Source organism: Pseudoxanthomonas sp. LjRoot127, assembly GCF_964253495.1.
Lineage (GTDB): Bacteria > Pseudomonadota > Gammaproteobacteria > Xanthomonadales > Xanthomonadaceae > Pseudoxanthomonas_A.
On record NZ_CAXUQR020000001.1, the window covers coordinates 3,213,926 to 3,233,180 of the forward strand.

Sequence of the window (19,255 nt, forward strand, 5' to 3'; positions counted from 1 at the left end):
CTGGCGACAAAAAAGTGGACGCTAAGATGCGGGCCTTATAGAAGTAACGTATCTTCGGTCAGAAGGTGTGCACGCAGAGTTCTTGGAGGCGCTCTCTACGGCCGTTGCAGTGCCTGTTAGATATGTATGCATCGCGACTGCTGGTGATTCCACAGTTGAACTAATTAATCTCAAGGAGAGGGGAATGGCGAACACAGTTGACCGACTACTGGCCTTGAAGGTCGCGATCTTTCGAACGCAACGAACCGAGTTTGTGGCGCCTGACCTAGCTAGTGTGTTCCGTAAGGCTAAGAATGCGGCATTGCCTGTGGAGGATAAGCACTATCCGCCTATCGCCGATCTGAAGAAGGGTAAGAGAGGAGCATTCGTTAACAAAATTACCGATCTTGGCAAAGACAGGGGTGTAATTATCGAGGTTTGCACTTACTTGCACGGAGTATTTCCCGAGACGGGGAAGGTTCCGTTGGGTAAGTCAGAGATAGATCTTGATGCTGTCCAGTTGGCAGCTGCGAAGAAAGGTATAGCTAAGAAGGCTGCAAGTGACGAGGCTCTCTATCGATTTAGAGTTCTTTTGTTTGGAAAAGCTGTGATTGTTGAGAAGGCGGGTAACACTTCGGCCGTTCAAGTGCTGCCTCACCTTCTCAAAACGATAATTCGAAACGTTCTAAAAGATCCAAAGCACCCTGTTCCTCATCTCGTCAATGTTGGTTCTGAGCGCTTGGATAGCATCATTGCGTCGAAAGGTGGTGTAGATAAGGTTGTTGCCTCAATACTCGTGCCGAAAGTGAAGTCAACAAACAAGTTTGCCAAGCTGCTGTCTGGTGTCAGGAAAGGTATTCGCGGTGCGGATAAGGTTCAAATTAGTTGGTCTTCTGATGATTCAAATTTGAACGAAAAAGACGTTGACGCAATTTTCGATGAATTTGAAGACGAAGAAGCTATCGACAATGTCAAGATTGTTTTTCCTGGTGGAACATCAGTCACCGATTTGAGTCAGTATCGCGAACAAGAGCGTTACACCATAGGTGCTGACATGTTTGGTAGGCCCTACGCAAATGAGGTTCATGAGGCATTAGTCCATTACAGCATCGCATTGAGAAATCCGAAGAAGAAGGGGCCGTTGAATGTGGATGGCGACCTAAGGGATGGGTACTACCTCGCAGGGTCGGATGATGAAGATTAAGAATCTTCTCGTTCCTGATGAGTGGTTGGCTGCCGCTGAGGCTGGTCATGATTTATGGGGTACATTGGCTAAGACAGCTCATGGGGTAGCAAAGACTTTCTGGTCATTACTGATTCCTTTTGGGCTTGGTTCATTATTTTTTTATCTATTCAATAAGTATGTGTACGGAGTATTGCCATTGCTAGACGGCGATCTTCTGCGGGCAGCGTTGACTGTTCTTGCAATTCTTTCCGGATTTATGATTACAACAATATTGTTTACTGGGAAGCCAAATGGGTTGTCTGCATTAAGCAGTGATGAGTTACAAACCGTGCGGGACAAAGTTTCGTACTTGGTTCTATCTCAGTGCATTACTCTTGTTTCCCATATATTTTCTTCATTATTTTGTCTTTTTTCTGTCGCCATAAGCGCGGACGGCGCGCATCTTCCTCTATGGGTTGGCGTTGTCTGGGCGGGACTTGTTTGCAATTCGCTATTGAGGGCGATGATTCTTCCGCTTCAGATATGGGAAGTTCACGCATTTTCTCTTGATGTAGAGATATCGGAACGATTGAAGAGCGAGCAAGCGAGACTGAGGGATTAACCCTACGTGTGGTGGCGTAGTCGGTTGCGGGGCTGTGAGAGCGCATCTCGTAGGGTGGGCCTTGGCTCACCGGTTTGCGTTGGGAAGGTGTCGGATTTGTCCGAGACCGATGCGCTGGCTGGGACGACAGCGCACAAGTCATGACGCAGGCACGTTGCGGTCATGTCAAACTACCGCCGCTCATCGTTTCCAGGCGGCACCTACTTCTTCACCGTGAACCTGCTGGAGCGCCGTCGTCGCTTGTTGGTCGCTCGTGCCGACTTGCTGTGCGAAGCATTCCGCACAGCGAGGGCGGCACGACCATTCGACGTGCTGGCCCTCGTGATGTTGCGCGACCACCTGCATGGCGTGTGGCGGTTGCCTGATGCGACGCCGATAATGCCAACCGCTGGGCGCAGATCAGATCCGATTTCAGCCGGGCGTTGCCCATCCACGAACGTCGATCATCGCGGCGTATCGCCCGCCGGGAGGGCGTAGGGTTGGCCCTGGCCCACCTTCTTCTCACACAAACATCCTCGCGACAGCCAAAAAGGGCCTCACATGACCCTCCGAGAGGGTTTCTTCTAACACTTACGGTGTCTCTTCTCTCACTAAAGCTGTCGCGAGACCGAAAAAGGTCCAACGTTCCGCCTAAATCGGTGTTTCTTCTCTCACTAAGGTCCAACGTTCCACCTCAGAGGGTGGTTCTTCTCTCACTAACGGTGTCGCGACACCGAAAAACATCCAACGTTTCACCAAAGAGGTGCATGCGTCAGCGGAAGAGGGTGGTTCTACTCACACATCGGCTGGCCCATCGGCCGAAAGGGCCGGGTATGGCGCCGGGCGCGGCGTGTGCTTCGGTCTTGCCGCGCTCAGCTGGGTTTGCAACCCAGCCTACGGGGCAGCGAAGGTCGGATCGCCGCCGTGCGCCTCCAGCGTCGTAGCATGGGGTAACGCCGGTCGAGAGGGAGTCTGGATGCGTAGCTGGATCGTGGTGATGGTGCTGAGCGTGGGCGGGTGCACGGGATTCGGTGCCGAGCCGGCAGGTAGCCGTGCCGCGTCGGTGACACCGCAGAAGGTTCCGACAACAGCGACCGAGAGCGCCTTCGCCGGGGAGTGGGAGGCGTGCGAAGGCACGACATCGCCGGAAGAGTGCAGCCGCTACCGCCTGTTCCAGCGCGGCGACCGCATCTGCGGAACCTGGTTCCATTTCGCTTCCGGAAAGGCGTACGCAGGCCGAGTCATCGCGCAGGCGATCTCCTCCACCGACGCCAGACGCACGCACATCTGCGGTCGTCCAAGTTCCGAGACCGATACCGAATGCGAAGAAGGGTGGCAGCGCATCGACAGGCCGCTGCGGCTTTGCGACGGAAAGCTCGCTGATCTGACGCGTGCCGATGGCAGCTGCTTCGCCGACTATCAGGCCGTGCCGATGGCGGACGAGCAGCGCGACGCGTTGCTGGCAGCCTCGTGGATGCAGGCGTGCCTGTCGGGCGCAGGCGACTGACGCGCCCGCGTCATCGCCCGGAGAAGTGAAGCATCACTAGCGCATCGGGGAGGTTGAGATATCGCCCCCGGGTGCGGCCTGCGGCCTTGCCCGGGCTGCGCGGGGTGTCGCGTGGGCCGAGTGAAAAGCGCCCCTCATCCGCCTTCGGCACCTTCTGCCCGCTGCACGGGGAGAAGGAAGCGACCGGTGCGCCGGCTCAGGCGCCCGACACCCGCGCCCTGTTCCGCAGCGACAGGCAGTACGCCACCGTCACCCCGATACCCAGCAGCACCGCCAGCGTGCCGCCGATCACCGCCACGTCCTTCGGCGCCGCGATCCAGAACCCCGCATAGACCAGACCGCTGAGCGCCATCGACCAGCCAGCCACGCGCTGCGCCTGCCGCGCCCGCGCACTGGGCACGAACCGCTTCGGCATCTGATTGCCGAACCACGCGACCATCAACCCGATCGCGCCCATCACGATGCGGTCGACCATCTCACTGTCGATCACCCCCTGTTGGCGGGCGAACGTCGCGCACAGCGCCAGCACCACGATGCCGATGCCCCACGCCAGACTGGAAAGCACTTCTCTGTTCATCGCGTAGATCCTTTCTTTGGCTTCGGCGCAGCCTTGCCCGCGCCGAACGAATGGACGAAGCCGAGCAGCGCGTCTTCCAGCACCGACAGCTTCAAGTGATAGATCACCGACTTGCCGACCTTTTCCGCATGCACCAGGTCTGCTTCCTTCAACACCGCGAAATGCGCCGACATCGTCGGCTTCGACACATCGAACTGATCGCTCAGCTCGCCCGCACTCATCGGGCCCTGGCGCAGCAACTGCAGCACCTGCCGGCGGGTAGGATCGGAAAGGGCGCGGAAGACCTGGCTCATGATGCGATAGTTAGCTAACTATCGAAATGTGTCAAGCATCGTCCGTCCGGACGCGAAAGGGCGGCACAGGCGTCGTCCGGACCAACCACTGGGCCGGACCCACCTGTCCGGCGTGACGAAAGACCCTCGTCGGGAGCGCGGGATGCCTCACAATTCCGTCGACCCTGGACATGGAACGACCACGATGACGCCCCTCTGCCGCATCTCCGCACTGATCGTCCTTCTGGCCATCACCGTCTGCATTCCCGCGCATGCCGCCACGCCCGGCGACGACGAAGGCCGCCTGATTACCCGCAACGCCGACGGCGCATGGTTCCTGCAGCAGCCGGAGGGCGCGCCCGGCAAGGGCTGCGTGGCCCGGTTCATGTCCGCGAAAAAGGACCAGTCGCAACTGGCCCTGGTCGGCCCCACCGCGAAATCGTCGACGGCCGCCATCCTGCTGCACGGCCCGCGCATCGCCGCACCGCCGGCCGCCCGCGAGGTCAGCGTGCAGGTGCAGCAGGACGGCCTGCCGCCAGCCACGATGCGCGGCGCGCTGATGCCGCCCGCCGGCGGCCAGGGCGGCGGCTTCATCATGATCCCCGTCGGCGACCTGGCGCAGACCATGGGCTCCATGCGCGTTAAGGAGACCGGCATGACCGCACGGGTAGACGGCGTGGACGCCTTCGGCCTGTCCTACGACGGGCTGGACCAGGCGCGCAGCGCGATGCTCGACTGCCTGGCCGGCAAGCGCTTCACCGGCGGCAAGAGCCTCGCCGAGGCCACGTCGGAGATCCGCCTGATGGGCACCGGGTCCATTGCGGGTAACGCGTTCTTCAAGGGCGCGCTGCTGGCCAAGAAACAGTACCCGCCGAAGGGCAGCCAGCGGGTGGGCCTGATCCACATGAGCGATGAGTTCAAGCAATGGTTCGAGACGGTCAAGCAGAGCGAGAAGATGCCGGACCGGATTCCGGAGCGCATCGCCAAGCACTTCATGTTCGCCACCATCCTGGACGACCAGGGCGGCTTCCGCTTCACCAAACTGCCGCCCGGCGAATATCTGCTGATCGCCGACTTCTCGTACAAGGAGACCGCGACCCGCAGCGAGGTGGTGGGTCGTACGGATGTGTACGTCGGCAACCGGCACATCGGCTCGAACGACCAGGTCGCCTACTGGTTCGAGGACGTCAAGAAGAACACCACCTTCTCAAAGACCGTCCACCTCAAGGACGGCGAAGCGATGCAGGTGAGCCTGGACAAGTCGATGCTGGGCTGCTTCTTCATCTGCCGCTGACGGCGTGTGCGAGGAGGCGAGGCGGTGCCGCGTGAACGCGATACGGAACGTGTCGTGGCACCCTGTGTCCTTTTCCTCATGTTGTGAGACGACGATGCTGCGCTTGCTCGCCCTGATGCTTCTACTGTGTGCCACGCCCTACGCGACGGCGGCTGCCCCCGTGTTCGATGTCCACGTGCACCTGCGCGACGGTGAGACCTCCCTGCGGCAGTACCGCGACGACGTGCGCGCCGCCGGCCTGGAACTGTCGGGTATCGGCGTGATGTGGTTCGGCGGTCCGCACCAGGCCCGGCAGGGCGAGCTGGCGAAGATCCGTGCCGGCAACGACACCGTGATCGCGCTGGCCGCGGCGCATCCCGACGTACTGCCCATCGCCACCGTGCACCCCTACGACGGCGATGCCGCCGTGGCGGAACTCGCGCGCGTGGCTGCCGCCGGCGTGAAGGTGCTGAAGATCCACGCCCACACCCAGGGTTTCGACATCGGCGACCCGCGCGTGGAAACCCTGGTGCGCAGGGCCGGCGAACTCGGCCTCACCGTGCTGATGGACAACGCCAACATCCTGCCCGGCGACAGCGAAAAGCTGTTCAACCTGGTCGTGCGCGTGCCGAAGACCAAGTTCATCCTCGCCCACATCGGCGGCCTGAACTTCCGGTTCTGGAACATCCTCGCGCTGGCCCGCACCGCCGACGGCTTCGGCTTCGACAACCTGTACTTCGACATCTCCGCCACCGTGCTGGTGGTGGCTGATTCGCCGGTGGAAGAAGAATTCCTCTGGACCCTGCGCAACGTCGGCCTCGACCACGTGCTGCTCGGCTCCGACTACCCGCAGATCGGCCTGGGCCGCACCGTCGACGCCTTCGAGCGCCTCGACCTGACCGACGAAGAAAAAGCGAAGATCCGCAGCAGCAATGCGCTGACGCTGTTCAATCGCTGATGCGTGCACCCGCGGCCCGCGGAACCGAGTCCGCGACCCTGTGCGGCAGGGCCATGTGATGCGATCACTTCCCAGCGTGCGTGGCGCTGATCGAATGACGCAGACAGGGGTCATGTCCGTGCGTCGGTGAGAGCTCGAGTCACAGTAGTCGCGCATGTCACATTAGGAAGCGAAACACCTCATCGATGCGATGCGGGCGTGGCGTACACGCGTGCTAGATTTTGACTGTGTCGATAGGCTCCCGAGGCTGGCGGATGGATCCGAACTGCGTGGTGATGATCGTCGTCGCCTGTCGCACACGCGCGGAGGCCGGATGCGCCCGATGAGCCGTCACGCCATCGTGGAAGCGATCACGGCCACGCGGCGCGAGTGGTTTCCGCTTGCGAGCGGGCGACTGGGTCACGCGTGGTGGGTGTTCATGCTGGCGGTCGCGGCGCTGGGCTTGATCCAGTGGCGCTGGTATGGCGGCACGTTGCTGGTCGGGAGCACCCTCGGCCTGGTCATCGGGGCGGCGCAGGTGCATGGACGGCGCCGCGGGCCGTGGTGGTGGGTGGCGGCGGCCCATGCGCTGTTCGTCGCGGGCGCGTTCGTGCAATCGGACATGGATGCGGCCGGCACGTCGGCGCGCGGGCTCTCCGCCGCGGATGCGCTGTACACCGCGGCGACCGCTGCGTTCGCGGCGGGGCTGCTCGGTTTCATCCGCCACCGCACCAGTGGGCCGATCGCGTGGAAGGGGTTGCTCGACGGCGTGGTGGTGTTGCTGTGCGCCGGACTGCTGGGCTGGTGGCTGTTCGTGCAGCCCACGCTGGACCAGGCGCCGCCGTTCCCCGCGCCGCATCGCTTCCGCACGCTGTATCCGGTCGCCGACCTGGGCCTGCTGGCGTTGGCGGCGTGGTTGGCCAGTGCACCGGAGACGCGCTCGCCTTCGTTGAAGCTGCTGGTGCTCGGCCTGGTGTCCTGGACTGTCGCCGATGCCGTCTACCATGCGATAAGTTTCGGCGGCGCCACGCCGCCCACGCTGCTGTTCCCGCTGTGGCTGCTGGCCTACGTCTGCTGGGGCGCCGCGGCGCTGCATCCGTCGCGGCATCGCCTGCTGGCGATCCGGGATGCATCCCGCGTGGATGGCACGGCCGGTCGCTTCTCGCTCGTGGCGCTGGCCATGCTGGCGGCGCCCCTGAGCCTGCTGGCGCCCGCACGGCCGGATGCAGTGACCACCGCCATCATCGTCGTCGCGGTGATCGGCACCGCCGCGTTGCTGTTGTGGTGGCGGCTGCGCGGATTGCGTGGCCAGGTCGACCGTCAGCATGACGCTCTGGTGGTGGCGGCGGAGACCGACCCGCTGACCGGCCTGCCCAACCGTCGCCGCTTGCTGGACGTGGTGGCGCGCGCGATGGACGCCGGCCGGAAGACCGCGGTGCTGGTCATCGACATCGACCGTTTCGGTGCAGTCAACGAGGCGTACGGCCACGCTGCCGGCGACCTGCTGCTGCGCGAACTCGCGCACCGTTGGCGCGACGCGCTGTCGCCCGGCGACGCGCTGGTCTACATGGGCGCGGACGAATTCTGCGTGGTGATGCCGGCGTTGCAGGACGCGGCGCAGGCGCTCGCCGTCGCGCACCGGCTGCAGGAGTCCCTGCGCGATGCCGTCTGGCTCGACGCGGCGAAGCTGCGGATGGCGGCCAGCATGGGACTGTCCATCGGCCCGGACGATGGCGACGAGCCCGGCGTGCTGGTGCATCGCGCGACCCTCGGCATGCGCCGCGCACGCCAGCAGCAGGACGGCATCGCCCGCTTCGCGCAGGATCTCCCGCGCCAGGACCCGCGCACGCTGCTGCTGCTCAACGAACTGCGCGATGCGCTGGCCGATGGCCAGCTGCGGCTGCAGTACCAGCCCAAGGTCAGGCTGCACGACATGCGCGTGATCGGCGTGGAGGCGTTGCTGCGCTGGGAGCATCCGCAGAAGGGCACGCTGCCGCCCGGGCAGTTCATCCCGCTGATGGAGCACACCGGCCTGATGCCGGAGGTCACGCAGTACGTGCTGCACCTGGCACTGGAGCAGTGCGCGGCGTGGCAGCGGGCGGGCATGGCGTTGACGGTGGCGGTGAACCTGTCGGTGTGCAGCCTGCTGGACGGCACACTGTCTTCGGAGGTGCGCGGCCAGCTTGCGCGTGCCGAGGTGCTGGCGCACAGGCTGGTGCTGGAAGTCACCGAATCGGCCGCGATGTCCGACCCCGCCACCAGCCTGGCGACGCTGCATGCGCTCGCAGCGCAGGGGGTGAAGCTGTCGATCGACGACTACGGCACGGGATACAGCTCGCTGGCGTACCTGCAGGACATGCCGGTGGAGGAACTGAAGCTGGACAAGAGCTTCATCGTCAACCTGCGGAAGCACGAAGCCAGTGCAGCCATCGTGGGGTCGACGATCCGCCTGGCACGCAAGCTGGGCATGCAGGTGGTGGCCGAAGGCGTGGAGGATGCCGAGACCGCCACGGCGCTGCGCAAGCTGCACTGCTTCGCTGCGCAGGGGTACTGGTTCTCGCCGCCGGTCGACGCGGCGGCGCTGCCAGGCGTGATGGCGGACATCGAGCGTCGCCTGGCACGAAGGGCCTGACGCGGGCGCGGTTCCACCTGGTGCCCGATCAATCCTCGTCCTGGGCCTCGCGGCCCTGCTGGCGGATCAGCGCCAGTTCGCGCGCGTCGTTGATCGCATCGCGCACGCCGTCGATGTCGACGCTGCGTTCGTCCGGGGTGAACCGGCCGGTCAGGGGGGTGTCCGGCAGCAGCGTGCCGGCTTCGTACAGCACCCACATTTCCTCGCCGTACCACGTATCGAGCAGCTCCGGCGCCCAACGGCCGAGGGAGGCGGTGAGGTTGTTGACGTCGCGCAGCAGCATGCTGCGGGCGGCGTTGTTGCCGGCGGCGCTGACCACCTGCGGGAAGTCGATCACCACCGGGCCATCGGGACCGACCAGCACGTTGTACGCCGACAGGTCGCCATGGATCAGGCCGCAGCACAGCATGCGCACCACCTGACGCACCAGGATGGCGTGGTACGCGCGGGCCTGTTCGGGGGTCAGTTCCACTTCGCCCAGGCGCGGGGCGGAGAAGCCCTCGGCGTCGGTGACCAGTTCCATCACCAGCACCCCGTGGAAGAAGCCATGGGGTTCCGGCACGCGCACGCCGGCTTCGCGCAACTGGTACAGCGCGTCGACCTCGGCGTTCTTCCACTCGGCTTCCTGCTGCCTGCGGCCGTAGCGGCTGCCGGTGGCGACCGCGCGGGCCTCGCGGCTGCCGCGCGACTTGCGGCCTTCCTGGTACTGCGCGCGCTTCTGGAAGCTGCGCTGCGCCATGTCCTTGTAGACCTTCGCGCAACGCACGTCGTCGCCGGACCGCACCACGTAGACGGCCGCCTCCTTGCCGCTCTTGAGCGGGCGCAGGACCTCGTCGATGACGCCTTCGTCGATCAGCATCAGCAGGCTGGCAGGGGTCTTCACGAAGTCCTTGTGGGGTGCGGGCGCGCGGCCGAATCACGTGACGGCCGCGCAGTGTGCCCGAACGCGGCGTGGCGTGCAGCGGACGGCCGATGGCCCGCGCGGGTTCCGGCCATGGCCCGCGCGACCGCATGCCGGCGCGCCGGCGGTCACAGGAACGGCCACCACATGAAGGCGATGGCCGCCAGGCTGCCGGCGGCGGTGAGCAGGGCCAGCAGCGCCAGCAGGCCGCCCATCGCCACTTTCCGGCCCGCATGCGGCGAGCGCTCGACGCGGAAGTACAGCGCCAGCACGGCGATGGGCACCATCCAGCTGCCGAAGCTGACCAGCAGGAAGGGCGCGCCGCTGTAATCGATCCGGATGCCCAGCGGCGCCAGCACCAGGCCCGCGAGCATGATGCCGATGCGCAGGAACCAGACGCCGTTGACCAGCAGGTAGGCCCGCAGCGCGTGGCGACGGTGCGCCGCGAATTCCTGCCTGCGTGCACTCCGCCATGCGAGCACCGCGAACACCACGATCAGCAGCCCGTTCAGCGAGATCGAGAGGTTGCTGGCCGGTCCCAGCTGTGAGCCGCGCACCCATACCAGGTAGAACCCGGTCAGCGTCACCACCAGCGCGACGGCCAGGAACATGCGCCCGTTCCAGCGATGCACCGCAGGCCAGCGCCGCCGCAGCGCCGGGACCAGCTGCCACGCCCCGGCGAAGGTCACCAGGCCGGCCAGCAAGGCGTGACCGACGAACTGCACGTTGCCCGCCACATCGCCGGGCACATGGCCCGTCACATGCGGCTTGGCGTTCAGTGGGGACAGGTCGCCGTCCAGCACCGGCCCGCCGAAGAACAGCACGATGAAAAGGACGAAGGCCCATTGCCCGAGGGTGGCGGCGATGAACCAGGCGGTCGCGCCGGCGGACAGGAAGCGCGAGGGGGTCGCAGGGGAACGCGGGACGGGCATGGCGAAGCTCCGGACAGGGAAGGCAGGCAAGATGCGCAGGCGTCGGGAGGGCGTCTCGCCGATTCGGAAATCGGCCAGCCGGATGGGCATGGCGATTCGGCATGCCCGCACCTGGCATGACCGATGGCGCTTGGAGGTCGCGCGGGCGTGCCGCAGGCTGTGCCGCAACCCGGGAGGACGACACGATGCAAGGCTGGCAGGCAGGCGCGACCGCCATGGCGGTCGCGGTCGCGGTGGGGTCGTTGCTGGTGCTGCTCTGGCAGCGGCCCAAGCGCGATCTGGACGTGATATTCGCGGTCGTCAGCGGCTCCATGGCGCTCTCGCTGATGTCGCCGTGGATGACGGATGCCCCGGCGTGGATGGTGTGGGCCGTCGCAATCGGTGGCAGCGCCACGTGCAACGGCTTCTGGCTGGTGTCGCGGGCGCTGTTCCGCGGCGAAGGCGGGGTGGGGCGCGTGCACGTGCTGGTGGCCGGTGGCGTGGCCGTCCTGATCGCCGCCTACCGCGGCGGCACCCTCGCTGCGCAGGGGACGGTGTCGTCGTGGGTATCGGGCGTGGACGGCCTGCTCACGCTGGCCAGCTCCACCCTGCTGGTGCTGACCTTCCTGGAAGCGCTGCGCGGCGACTGGTCGGCCTTGCCGCGTGCCGAACGCCGCCTGCGGCTCGCCTTCATGCTGCTGTTCGCCGCCTGCGTGCTGGGCACCACGCTGCTGGGGGCGCTGGCCAGCGCCAGCCCGTCATTGGCGGCGCTGCGCAGTGGCGTGATTCCGGTCTGCGCGATGGCGATGATCCTGTTCACCCATGCGGCAGTCCGGCATCGCCGCCGCGCACCGCTCTCCACGCCGGACACCATCGGTGCGGCGCGCGCGCCGGTGGGTACGGTCAGCGAGGACGATGCGCGCCTAGTGCGCGCGTTGCAGCGCCATCTCGACGCGCAGCAGGTGTATCGCGAGCCCGACCTGAAGGTCGCCGATCTTGCCCGTCGCCTCGGCACGGCCGAGCACCGGCTAAGTCGCCTGATCCGCCAGGGGTTGGGCGAACGCAACTTCAATCAGCTGATCAACCGCCACCGCATCGCGCATGCATGCCGCCGGCTGGCGGATACGGACGACGATGCGACCATCCTGGAGATCAGCGGCGATGCCGGGTTCGCGTCGCTGGGTCCGTTCAACCGGGCCTTCAAGGCGGCGATGGGTTGCACGCCGACGGCGTACCGCGCCGCGCACCGGGCGTCGCCACACGCGAGGCTGGAAATGTCCTAGCGCTGTCCCGGCGTGGACCGCCGGACACGTCGCGCCGGGCGAGCCGCAGGTCGGGCGCCGCAACCGCCGCGGGCTTCCCCGCCTGCGGCGCGCCTTTACGCATCCGCCACGACGCGTCGTCAGCGGACGTCGTCGCCCACGCGTTGCACGCGCTGCCGGTACGCCCGCACGTTGTCGCCGTCGATGCGGGTGCGCTGGGTGCCCTTGACCTCGTCGATCTTGCGGTCGGTGCCGGTCACCGGCTTGGCCACCACGTCCGTCTCATGCTCGAACGCGTGCGACTTGTCGGTGTTCCGGTAGTAGCGGTAGATGGCCCAGTACAGCGCCGCGGCGCCCGTCGGGCCCAGCGCCAGCAGCCATAGGCCGTTGTCGTCGCTCATGATCCTGCCCAGATGATCCAGAGGGCGATGCCCTCCAGGAAGGTGCCCACGGTCAGTGCGGTCAGCAGCAGTTTCCATTGCTGCACCGGCACGCTGCCCATCGTCTCGCCGGTGCGCCCGTTGACCGCGATGTAGTGCAGCAGGCCGCCGTTGCTGCCGGGCTGGTGGTACGAATACAGCCAGACCGGCAGGTACATCGACACCCAGCGCGTGCCGTGCACGTCCAGGCGCTCCTGCTCCCAGCGCACGCCGCGATCGTAGCGACCCACCGAGTCCTCCACCTGTGCGCGCGCGATCGACAGCAGCTGGTCTTCCAGCTTCGGCCGCAACTGCTCCACGTCGGTATCGCGCTTCTCGGAGGTGAAGCCGGACAGGTAGGACGCATTCCATTTCACTGCGTTCTTGGTGTCGAACGGCAGGATGGTGTTGATGATGTTCTGCGTGTTGACCTTGGTATCGAGGTTGCCGCGCTCGCGCGAGGACTCCAGCGGCAGGTCGTCGACGGTGAACTCGACCGCGCGCTCCACGCGGTAGACGTCGGCGTCGTAGTACGTCTTCTTGTTTTTGTCGGTGCCGCGGGTATAGGTGCGCGTCAGGATCTCGCCCTTGCCGGCGACCTCTGCGCTCGCGTTGCCGTCGACGATCATGTAGGGCAGGTACACGCCGACGACATTCTCGGGCGAGAACTCGTCCTTGAACGCCTTCAGCGCGAACAGCCTGCGCTTGTCGACGAACTGGCGGATGCGCGCGACCGCATCATCCTTCCTGATGTGGAACGGCAACACGGCGTCGGGCACCGCACCATTGCGGATCTGCTCGTTGACCCCGAACACGTGGCGGCACCAGTGGCAACGCGCCGTCATGGCGCTCTCGGTGTTCACCGTGACCTCGGCACCGCAGCCGGTGCACTTGAAGGTCATCAGGCTGGCGGTGTCCGCGTCGATGGCGCGGGCACCGCTGGCGATCACCGTGCCGCGCAGCTGGTCCAGCCCTTCACCCAGGCCGAAAGCCTCCTCGACCCGCGCGCCCACCCATTCGTTGCGGCAGTACAGGCAGACCAGCACGTCGCTGCCCAGCTTGTGGCGGATGTCGGTGGCGCCGCACTTCGGGCACCGGTTCAGGCCGTCCTTCAGCTCCGCCGCCGCGGTGTCGATGGCGAGCGGGTCGGGCGCTTCGATTTCCTCGCGGATCGCGTCGGGCAGGGTGGCGGGATCGACCGGGAAACTCCCGGGCAAGGGCGGTACCTCCTGCGGTGAGCCGGGGCCCAACGCAGGAGGAGCCGGCGGCAACGGCGGCGGCGCCGGACGGTTCGGGGTGGACATGCGCGCGTCCGCTTACAGGCCCAGGGCCTTCGCCTTCAGCGCGTCGTAGTCGGACTGCGTGATCAGGCCGAGGTCGAGCATCTCCTTGGCCTTCTTCAGCTTGGCGACCGGATCGTCCGCCGCGGGTGCGGCCGGCGTGGCCGGCTGTTGCAGGCCACCCACGCCCATCATCCCGGACGCCATGCCAATGCCCATCAGGCCCGCTGCACCGCCATTCTCGCCGGCGGACTGGATGCCCTGCGCCACGCTGGCCTGCAGGTTGGAGTTGCCACGCGAGCCGGACAGCGCATCGGCGCGCTGCACGGTCTTCAACAGTTCGCGCGTGTTCGCGTCGTACTCGATGGAGACGATGGCGGTCTTGACGATGGCCAGGCCGCGGCTGGAGCTCCACTGGTAGCCCTGCTCGACGGCCGCCGAGAGGCTCTGCGCGAAGCCCAGCGAATCCTGCTGCAGCTTGGTGATGCGGTTGCCCTTGGACGGATCGTTGGTGTACAGGCTGAAGGCCGGCGCCAGCGAACCCACCACTTCGTTGAACAACTGGGTGGCGGCGGCGTTGTCGAGGTCGGTGAAGTCGAACACCTTGCCCGGCTGCAGGTAGCTGGCCGGCACGAAGTTCTTCACGAACAGGATGGGGTCGACGATCTTCAGCGTGTACGAGCCGCGCGTGACCGCGCCGACCTGGGTGTTGAGGAAGCCGTCGTCCCAGTAGATCTCGGACTGCGTGCCGAAGCGGTTGTCCGGCAGTTCCTTGAGCGAGACGAAGAACGCCGCCTGCTGCGAGCCCGGCTGGCCGCCGAACTTGAAGCGTTCCCAGCTCTGGGTGATGAAGGTCGAGACGATGCCGTCGCCGGCGAAGATCGACTTGGAGTTGATGTCGTCCGAACGCCATTCGTAACCGCCCGGCTCGGCGACGAACGCGGTGATCGCGCCGTCCTGCATCAGCAGCAGGCCATAGCCTTCGGGCACGACGATCTTCGAGCCGTTGGTGATGATGTTGGTCGAGCCGCTGGTGTTGGAACCGCGACCGGCATTGGTGCCCTGCGGCACCGCCGCGAACAGCGCCGCCGTGGACGGCAGGCCCTGCGGCACCGTGTAGAAATCCTTCCACTGGTCGCCCAGCACGCCGCCGACCGCGCCCACCACCGCCTGTACAAGACCCATGACATCGCTCCGTGATTCGTGGGCGGGTAAGAGCACCCGCCGATCGTGGCCGAGTATACCCATCGCCCTGTTACCGGCATGGCGCATACGTCATGGGCGCGGTCGGCCCACGCATGCGTGCCGGTTGCCGCATCCGCTTCGTCCGACGGTCATCACCAATGGCACATCGCCCCGCAGGAACGGCTCCGTACGATGCGGGCTAGACCCCGATGGCCAACGCCGGAGCATGTCCGTGGACCGACGCACCTTCCTTCAAGGCTCGCTGGGCGCAGCGCTGGCGGCTGCCGCGGACGTCGTTCCGGCGGGCGGAGTGCCGCCGGCCGGCCCGGTGTTCCCGCCCGTGGATGCGCGCAGCGTGTGGCTCGTCGGCGACAGCGCGCCGCCGGATCCGGTGGCGATGGCGGCAAAGCTGGCGGAACTTACGCGCACGCAGGCCGACGTGCGGGACGGCTATCTGCAGCAGGGTGCAGTGGGCCGTCTCGAGCAGGCCTTCGCCACCATGCTCGGCAAGGAAGACTGTGCATTCTTTCCCACCGGGACCCTGGCGAACAACGTGGCCCTGCGCGTGCTCTGCGGCGAGCACCAGCGCGTGCTGGTGCAACAGGAGAGCCATGTGTACCGCGACGAGAGCGATGCCGCCCAGAGATTGTCCTCGCTCAACCTGCTGCCGTTGGCGGCCGGTCGCGCCAGCCCGTCGCTGGATGAGGTGCGTGCCGCGATCAGCGCCTCGGAGAGCGGGCCGTATCCCATGAGGATCGGGGCGGTTTCGCTCGAAAGCCCCGTGCGCCGGGCCGGTGCTGAACTGGTCCCGCTCGCCCGGGTACGCGACATCGCCACACTGGCACGGGCGCATGGCGCGCGCCTGCACCTGGACGGCGCGCGCCTGCTGATGGCGCCGCCCGGCTTCGATCTGCCCGCATACGCGGCGGAATTCGATACCGTGTACGTATCGCTGTACAAGTACCTGGATGCACCGTTCGGTGCGGTGCTTGCAGGGTCGAAGGGGGACATCGCCCAGGCGCGCGCGCTGCGCCACGTGTTCGGTGGCACGCTGTACCAGGGATGGATGCCTGCACTGCTGGCGCTCGACGCATTGCCGGGGTTCCTGGCGGACATCGCGAAGGCCCATGCGCAGGCGCGCGAACTGATCGCCACGTTGGTGGCCAGCGGCAAGGTACGCGAACGCAGTTCGGCGGACGCATCCAATCTGTTCTGGCTCGACATGGCGCAGCCGCTCGCGGACGCTGCATTCGAGCGTGGTCGGCAGGCGGGCATCCGCGTCGGCCGATGGCAGGAAGGTCGGGTGCCGCTGGCAGTGAATACGACGCTGCTGCGGCGTCCCGTTGGCGACTACGTGAGCGTCTTCCTGGGGTAACGCTGGCGGCGTCCGCCACCGTCGCGCGTCAGCTCGCCGGCAACGCGCGATTCCTCCCTTCGTCCTTGGCCTGGTACAGCGCGGCGTCGGCCGCGTGCAGCAGGGCGTCGGGATTGCCGCCACGCGCAGGATGCCGGCTGGCGGCGCCGATGCTGACGGTGATGACGTCCGCGACGCTGGACGCGCGATGGGGCAGGGCGAGACGTTGCACGTCGTCCACCAGGCGTCGCGCGAGACCCAGTGCCGTGTCGGTGTCGCAATCCGGCAGCAGGATGGCGAACTCTTCGCCGCCGTAGCGCGCCGCCAGGTCGTCGCTGCCGCGCAGGCTGGTGGCGAGGGCCGCCGCGAGGGTCGCCAGCGCCGCATCGCCCCCCAGGTGGCCGTAGCTGTCGTTGTAGGCCTTGAAGTCGTCCACGTCGATCAACAGCACCGCCAGCGACGCATCGCGCGCGGCGTGGTCGTCCCAGGCCAGCCGCAGGCGGCGGGTGAATTCGCGCCGGTTGGCGATACCGGTGAGCGCATCGCTGGCGGCCAGATGCTGGAGGCGTTCGTTGGCCTCGCGCAGCGCGTCGGTGCGCTGCGCGACCTCGTGCGTCAACGCGCGCTCGCGTTCGCGCGCGGTGCGCAGGCGCAGCCGCACGAGCGCCGCCACCAGCCCCAGCGCGGCCAGGGCCGCCAGCGTGCGCAGCCACCAGGTCTGGTGCCATTGCGGCAGCAGGGTGAAGCGCAACTGCGCGCCTTGTTCATTCCACACGCCATCGTTGTTGCTGGCCATCACGCGGAACACGTAATCGCCCGGCGGCAGGTTGGTGTAGTACGCGGCGCGACCGGCGCCAGGCTCGCTCCAGGCGCGGTCGAAGCCGTCCAGTCGATAGCGGTAGCGCACCGCCGACGGGGCCACGTAACTCATCGCCGCGAACTGCAGTTCCAGGCGTTCCACGCCGGGCCCCAGCCGCATGATCGAAGCCGGTTCGACGTCCACGCCGTCCACCAGCAGGCGCTCGATCGAGACCGGCGGCGGTTTGGCATTGCCCTGCATGCGGTCGGGGTCGACGATGACGACGCCCTTCGCGGTGCCGAACCAGAGGCGTCCGTCGTCGCTGTGGTCGGCCGGCGTCTGCGATGCGCCGTTGCCCTGCGCATTGAGCATGCCGTCGCTGGTGCCGTACCAGCGCGGCGCGAGCTGCTGCACATCGCCCCGGTCGAGCGCGTCGAAGTCCGCCTTCGCCAGGCGTCCGATGCCGCGGTTCGAACTGAACCAGAGGTGCCCGCGACCATCGTCCAGCAGGGCGAACACCGCATCGCCATGGAACCCGGCGCGCTGGAGATAACGGGTGACCTTGCCGTCGCGGATCCGCACGATGCCCGCGCTGGTACCCAGCCACAGGCTGCCGTCGACGGCGGGATGGAATGCGAACACGCTGCTGCCCGCCAGGCCATCGGTGCCGCAGCTGTCTACCTTGCCGAGGTACAGGCAACGCAGGCCGCTGCGCAGGCCGATCCACAGTCGCCCGTCGGCATCTTCGTAGAGGGCGCGGGTGTCGTCGCCGCGGGTGCCGTCCACCACGTCGACCCGCTCGCCGTCGATGCGGGCCACGCCCTGCAGGGTGCCGGTCCACATGCCGCCCTGGCGGGCGGGCGCGAACGCGAACACGATCGTGCCGGGCAGCCCGTCCGACAGGCCGAAGGTGCGGGCGCGGCCGGCGCTGTCGAAGCGGGTCACGCCCTCGGTGCCGGCGACCCACAACTGGCCCCGGGTGTCGGAACGGATCGCACGGATCAGCTGGCTGGGCAGCTGTCGGTTGTAGGCCGCGGCCGGCCGCAGTACTGCGCCTTCGTAGCGGGACAGGCCGGCGCCATCGGTGCCGACCCACAGCGCGCCGCCCGGCACCTGGTGGACGGCACGCACCGCATTGGACACCATCTGTCCCGTGACGGTGACCAGCTTGGAGGGGCTGAGCCGGTGCAGGCCGCTGGAGGTAGTACCGATCCACAGGTTGCCTTCGCGATCCTCGAACATCGATCGCACGGTCTCGCCCTGCAGGCCGGCCAGCGTGTCGTCGCAACTGAAGTCACCCGCGACCAGTCGGCAGAGGCCCATGTCGAGCGGTGCGAACCAGACGCTGCCGTCACGGTCGCCGTACAGCGTGTAGATGCGCCGCCCATCGAGCGCCGCCGCACGCGGGTGGCGGTGGAAGCGCCCCTCGCGGAAGAACGCCGGACCGGACTGGGTGCCGACCCACACCGCGCCCGCCGCGTCGACGGCCAGGCTGTACACCGCATTGCTGGGCAGGCCGTCCTGTTCGTCGTAGAGCCGTGCGCGACCGTCGTGCCAGTGGACCACGCCCACGCCATCGGCCGCGATCCAGACACCCCCGTCGCGGTCGGCGACGATGCCGCGGTAGAACCCGCGCGGCGGGAAGCCATCGGCGTCGCCCAGCAGACGGGGCGCGCCGTTCGCGGTCCGCACCACGCCCGCATTGGTGGTGAGCCACAGGCTGCCCGAGGTGTCGCGGACGATCCCGAAGACGCTCTCGATGCCGGCGGGCAACGCCACCTGCTCGAGCGCGCGTCCCTGCCGTCGGTACAGGCCACCGTTGAGGGTGCCGACCCACAGGCCACCTTCGCGATCCGCGCTGACCGCGGTGATCGCCGAGCTCTTCAGCGCGGGTGCGACGCGCGGGTCGATGGTCTCGAAACCGTCGCCGCTGTAGCGCGCCAGGCCGCCGTAGGTCGCCAGCCAGATCGCGCCATCGGCCTGCTGGTCGATGGAGAGGACGGTCCCCTGGGGCAGCTGGTTCTCGTACCAGACGTGGGTGAACTGGCCAATCGCCCGCCGCGCGTCGAGTGCGTGGGCGGGAAACAGGAGAAGTGCGCCCAGCACACCGGCCAGCAGGGCGCAGGTACGCCGTGCGTCAAGGAACATGCGGAATTCCAGGCATCGGTCTCCCCACCGGTGACGCGCCATGCTAGCAGCAA

General features: G+C 66.6%; 16 protein-coding genes. 8 read left to right on the top strand and 8 right to left on the bottom strand.

Annotation, left to right across the window (positions count from 1 at the left end; genetic code table 11):
• Window positions 1-184 precede the first annotated feature (184 nt).
• From ACSQ19_RS15135 to ACSQ19_RS15145, 3 genes are all read left to right on the top strand, one after another.
• The gene (locus ACSQ19_RS15135) at window positions 185-1,183 is read left to right on the top strand and encodes a hypothetical protein (RefSeq protein ID WP_435998085.1); all 999 of its coding nucleotides are present in this window, start codon (window positions 185-187) and stop codon (window positions 1,181-1,183) included.
• A complete protein-coding gene (locus tag ACSQ19_RS15140; RefSeq protein ID WP_435998087.1) occupies window positions 1,173-1,766 on the top strand; it encodes a hypothetical protein in 594 nt (197 codons plus the stop codon). The genes ACSQ19_RS15135 and ACSQ19_RS15140 overlap by 11 nt, the downstream gene beginning before the upstream one ends.
• A 955-nt stretch (window positions 1,767-2,721) precedes the next feature.
• Window positions 2,722-3,252, top strand: a complete 531-nt coding sequence (locus ACSQ19_RS15145; RefSeq protein WP_299342200.1) for a hypothetical protein — start codon at window positions 2,722-2,724, stop codon at window positions 3,250-3,252.
• A 196-nt stretch (window positions 3,253-3,448) separates the two neighbouring features.
• Here ACSQ19_RS15145 and ACSQ19_RS15150 read toward each other — a convergent pair whose 3' ends face one another.
• Both ACSQ19_RS15150 and ACSQ19_RS15155 read right to left on the bottom strand, forming a co-directional pair.
• Window positions 3,449-3,829: a hypothetical protein gene (locus tag ACSQ19_RS15150; RefSeq protein WP_435998089.1), complete on the bottom strand. Its 381-nt coding sequence runs from the start codon at window positions 3,827-3,829 to the stop codon at window positions 3,449-3,451.
• Window positions 3,826-4,122 carry an autorepressor SdpR family transcription factor gene (locus ACSQ19_RS15155; protein WP_299342206.1) on the bottom strand — a complete coding sequence of 99 codons (297 nt, stop codon included), beginning with the start codon at window positions 4,120-4,122 and terminating at the stop codon, window positions 3,826-3,828. The genes ACSQ19_RS15150 and ACSQ19_RS15155 overlap by 4 nt, the downstream gene beginning before the upstream one ends.
• 184 nt (window positions 4,123-4,306) lie before the next feature.
• Here ACSQ19_RS15155 and ACSQ19_RS15160 point away from each other — a divergent pair, with 184 nt between their 5' ends.
• From ACSQ19_RS15160 to ACSQ19_RS15170, 3 genes are all read left to right on the top strand, one after another.
• Window positions 4,307-5,395: a carboxypeptidase-like regulatory domain-containing protein gene (locus tag ACSQ19_RS15160; RefSeq protein ID WP_435998091.1), complete on the top strand. Its 1,089-nt coding sequence runs from the start codon at window positions 4,307-4,309 to the stop codon at window positions 5,393-5,395.
• A gap of 94 nt (window positions 5,396-5,489) precedes the next feature.
• A complete protein-coding gene (locus tag ACSQ19_RS15165; protein WP_435998093.1) occupies window positions 5,490-6,332 on the top strand; it encodes an amidohydrolase family protein in 843 nt (280 codons plus the stop codon).
• A 322-nt stretch (window positions 6,333-6,654) separates the two neighbouring features.
• On the top strand, window positions 6,655-8,943 hold the full coding sequence (locus ACSQ19_RS15170; protein WP_435998095.1) for a putative bifunctional diguanylate cyclase/phosphodiesterase: 2,289 nt from the start codon (window positions 6,655-6,657) through the stop codon (window positions 8,941-8,943).
• Window positions 8,944-8,971: 28 nt separating this feature from the next.
• Here ACSQ19_RS15170 and ACSQ19_RS15175 read toward each other — a convergent pair whose 3' ends face one another.
• Both ACSQ19_RS15175 and ACSQ19_RS15180 read right to left on the bottom strand, forming a co-directional pair.
• Window positions 8,972-9,826: a PA4780 family RIO1-like protein kinase gene (locus ACSQ19_RS15175; protein ID WP_435998097.1), complete on the bottom strand. Its 855-nt coding sequence runs from the start codon at window positions 9,824-9,826 to the stop codon at window positions 8,972-8,974.
• A 146-nt stretch (window positions 9,827-9,972) separates the two neighbouring features.
• Window positions 9,973-10,776 (bottom strand): DUF2306 domain-containing protein, encoded by an 804-nt coding sequence (locus ACSQ19_RS15180; protein ID WP_435998099.1) that lies wholly within the window; start codon window positions 10,774-10,776, stop codon window positions 9,973-9,975.
• Between the two features lie 185 nt (window positions 10,777-10,961).
• Here ACSQ19_RS15180 and ACSQ19_RS15185 point away from each other — a divergent pair, with 185 nt between their 5' ends.
• Window positions 10,962-12,038 (top strand): helix-turn-helix domain-containing protein, encoded by a 1,077-nt coding sequence (locus tag ACSQ19_RS15185; protein ID WP_435998101.1) that lies wholly within the window; start codon window positions 10,962-10,964, stop codon window positions 12,036-12,038.
• Window positions 12,039-12,157: 119 nt separating this feature from the next.
• Here the strand turns inward: ACSQ19_RS15185 and ACSQ19_RS15190 are convergent, their stop codons facing one another.
• The 3 genes from ACSQ19_RS15190 to ACSQ19_RS15200 are packed head-to-tail and all read right to left on the bottom strand — an operon-like array spanning window position 12,158 to window position 14,901.
• Window positions 12,158-12,418, bottom strand: coding sequence for a hypothetical protein (locus ACSQ19_RS15190; RefSeq protein ID WP_296278291.1), 261 nt, complete (start codon window positions 12,416-12,418; stop codon window positions 12,158-12,160).
• Entirely contained in the window at window positions 12,415-13,740 is a 1,326-nt protein-coding gene (locus ACSQ19_RS15195; RefSeq protein ID WP_299342221.1) for a TFIIB-type zinc ribbon-containing protein, read from the bottom strand. Before ACSQ19_RS15195 ends, ACSQ19_RS15190 begins: the two co-directional genes overlap by 4 nt.
• Before the next feature lie 12 nt (window positions 13,741-13,752).
• On the bottom strand, window positions 13,753-14,901 hold the full coding sequence (locus tag ACSQ19_RS15200; protein ID WP_296278289.1) for an SPFH domain-containing protein: 1,149 nt from the start codon (window positions 14,899-14,901) through the stop codon (window positions 13,753-13,755).
• A 232-nt stretch (window positions 14,902-15,133) separates the two neighbouring features.
• Between ACSQ19_RS15200 and ACSQ19_RS15205 the strand changes: the two genes are divergently transcribed.
• A complete protein-coding gene (locus tag ACSQ19_RS15205; protein ID WP_435998104.1) occupies window positions 15,134-16,276 on the top strand; it encodes a threonine aldolase family protein in 1,143 nt (380 codons plus the stop codon).
• A gap of 28 nt (window positions 16,277-16,304) precedes the next feature.
• On the opposite strand, the gene ACSQ19_RS15210 is transcribed toward ACSQ19_RS15205, so the two are convergent.
• Entirely contained in the window at window positions 16,305-19,202 is a 2,898-nt protein-coding gene (locus ACSQ19_RS15210) for a ligand-binding sensor domain-containing diguanylate cyclase (protein ID WP_435998106.1), read from the bottom strand.
• Window positions 19,203-19,255: the final 53 nt, after the last annotated feature.

What these genes read in the sequence shown, in the direction of transcription:
- ACSQ19_RS15185 (WP_435998101.1), top strand. Translation starts at nt 10,962, where the DNA reads ATGCAAGGCTGGCAGGCAGGCGCGACCGCCATGGCGGTCGCGGTCGCG.
- ACSQ19_RS15145 (WP_299342200.1), top strand. Translation starts at nt 2,722, where the DNA reads ATGCGTAGCTGGATCGTGGTGATGGTGCTGAGCGTGGGCGGGTGCACG.
- ACSQ19_RS15135 (WP_435998085.1), top strand. Translation starts at nt 185, where the DNA reads ATGGCGAACACAGTTGACCGACTACTGGCCTTGAAGGTCGCGATCTTT.
- ACSQ19_RS15195 (WP_299342221.1), bottom strand. Translation starts at nt 13,740, where the DNA reads ATGTCCACCCCGAACCGTCCGGCGCCGCCGCCGTTGCCGCCGGCTCCT.
- ACSQ19_RS15140 (WP_435998087.1), top strand. Translation starts at nt 1,173, where the DNA reads ATGAAGATTAAGAATCTTCTCGTTCCTGATGAGTGGTTGGCTGCCGCT.
- ACSQ19_RS15165 (WP_435998093.1), top strand. Translation starts at nt 5,490, where the DNA reads ATGCTGCGCTTGCTCGCCCTGATGCTTCTACTGTGTGCCACGCCCTAC.
- ACSQ19_RS15160 (WP_435998091.1), top strand. Translation starts at nt 4,307, where the DNA reads ATGACGCCCCTCTGCCGCATCTCCGCACTGATCGTCCTTCTGGCCATC.
- ACSQ19_RS15170 (WP_435998095.1), top strand. Translation starts at nt 6,655, where the DNA reads ATGAGCCGTCACGCCATCGTGGAAGCGATCACGGCCACGCGGCGCGAG.
- ACSQ19_RS15190 (WP_296278291.1), bottom strand. Translation starts at nt 12,418, where the DNA reads ATGAGCGACGACAACGGCCTATGGCTGCTGGCGCTGGGCCCGACGGGC.
- ACSQ19_RS15180 (WP_435998099.1), bottom strand. Translation starts at nt 10,776, where the DNA reads ATGCCCGTCCCGCGTTCCCCTGCGACCCCCTCGCGCTTCCTGTCCGCC.
- ACSQ19_RS15155 (WP_299342206.1), bottom strand. Translation starts at nt 4,122, where the DNA reads ATGAGCCAGGTCTTCCGCGCCCTTTCCGATCCTACCCGCCGGCAGGTG.
- ACSQ19_RS15210 (WP_435998106.1), bottom strand. Translation starts at nt 19,202, where the DNA reads ATGTTCCTTGACGCACGGCGTACCTGCGCCCTGCTGGCCGGTGTGCTG.
- ACSQ19_RS15200 (WP_296278289.1), bottom strand. Translation starts at nt 14,901, where the DNA reads ATGGGTCTTGTACAGGCGGTGGTGGGCGCGGTCGGCGGCGTGCTGGGC.
- ACSQ19_RS15150 (WP_435998089.1), bottom strand. Translation starts at nt 3,829, where the DNA reads ATGAACAGAGAAGTGCTTTCCAGTCTGGCGTGGGGCATCGGCATCGTG.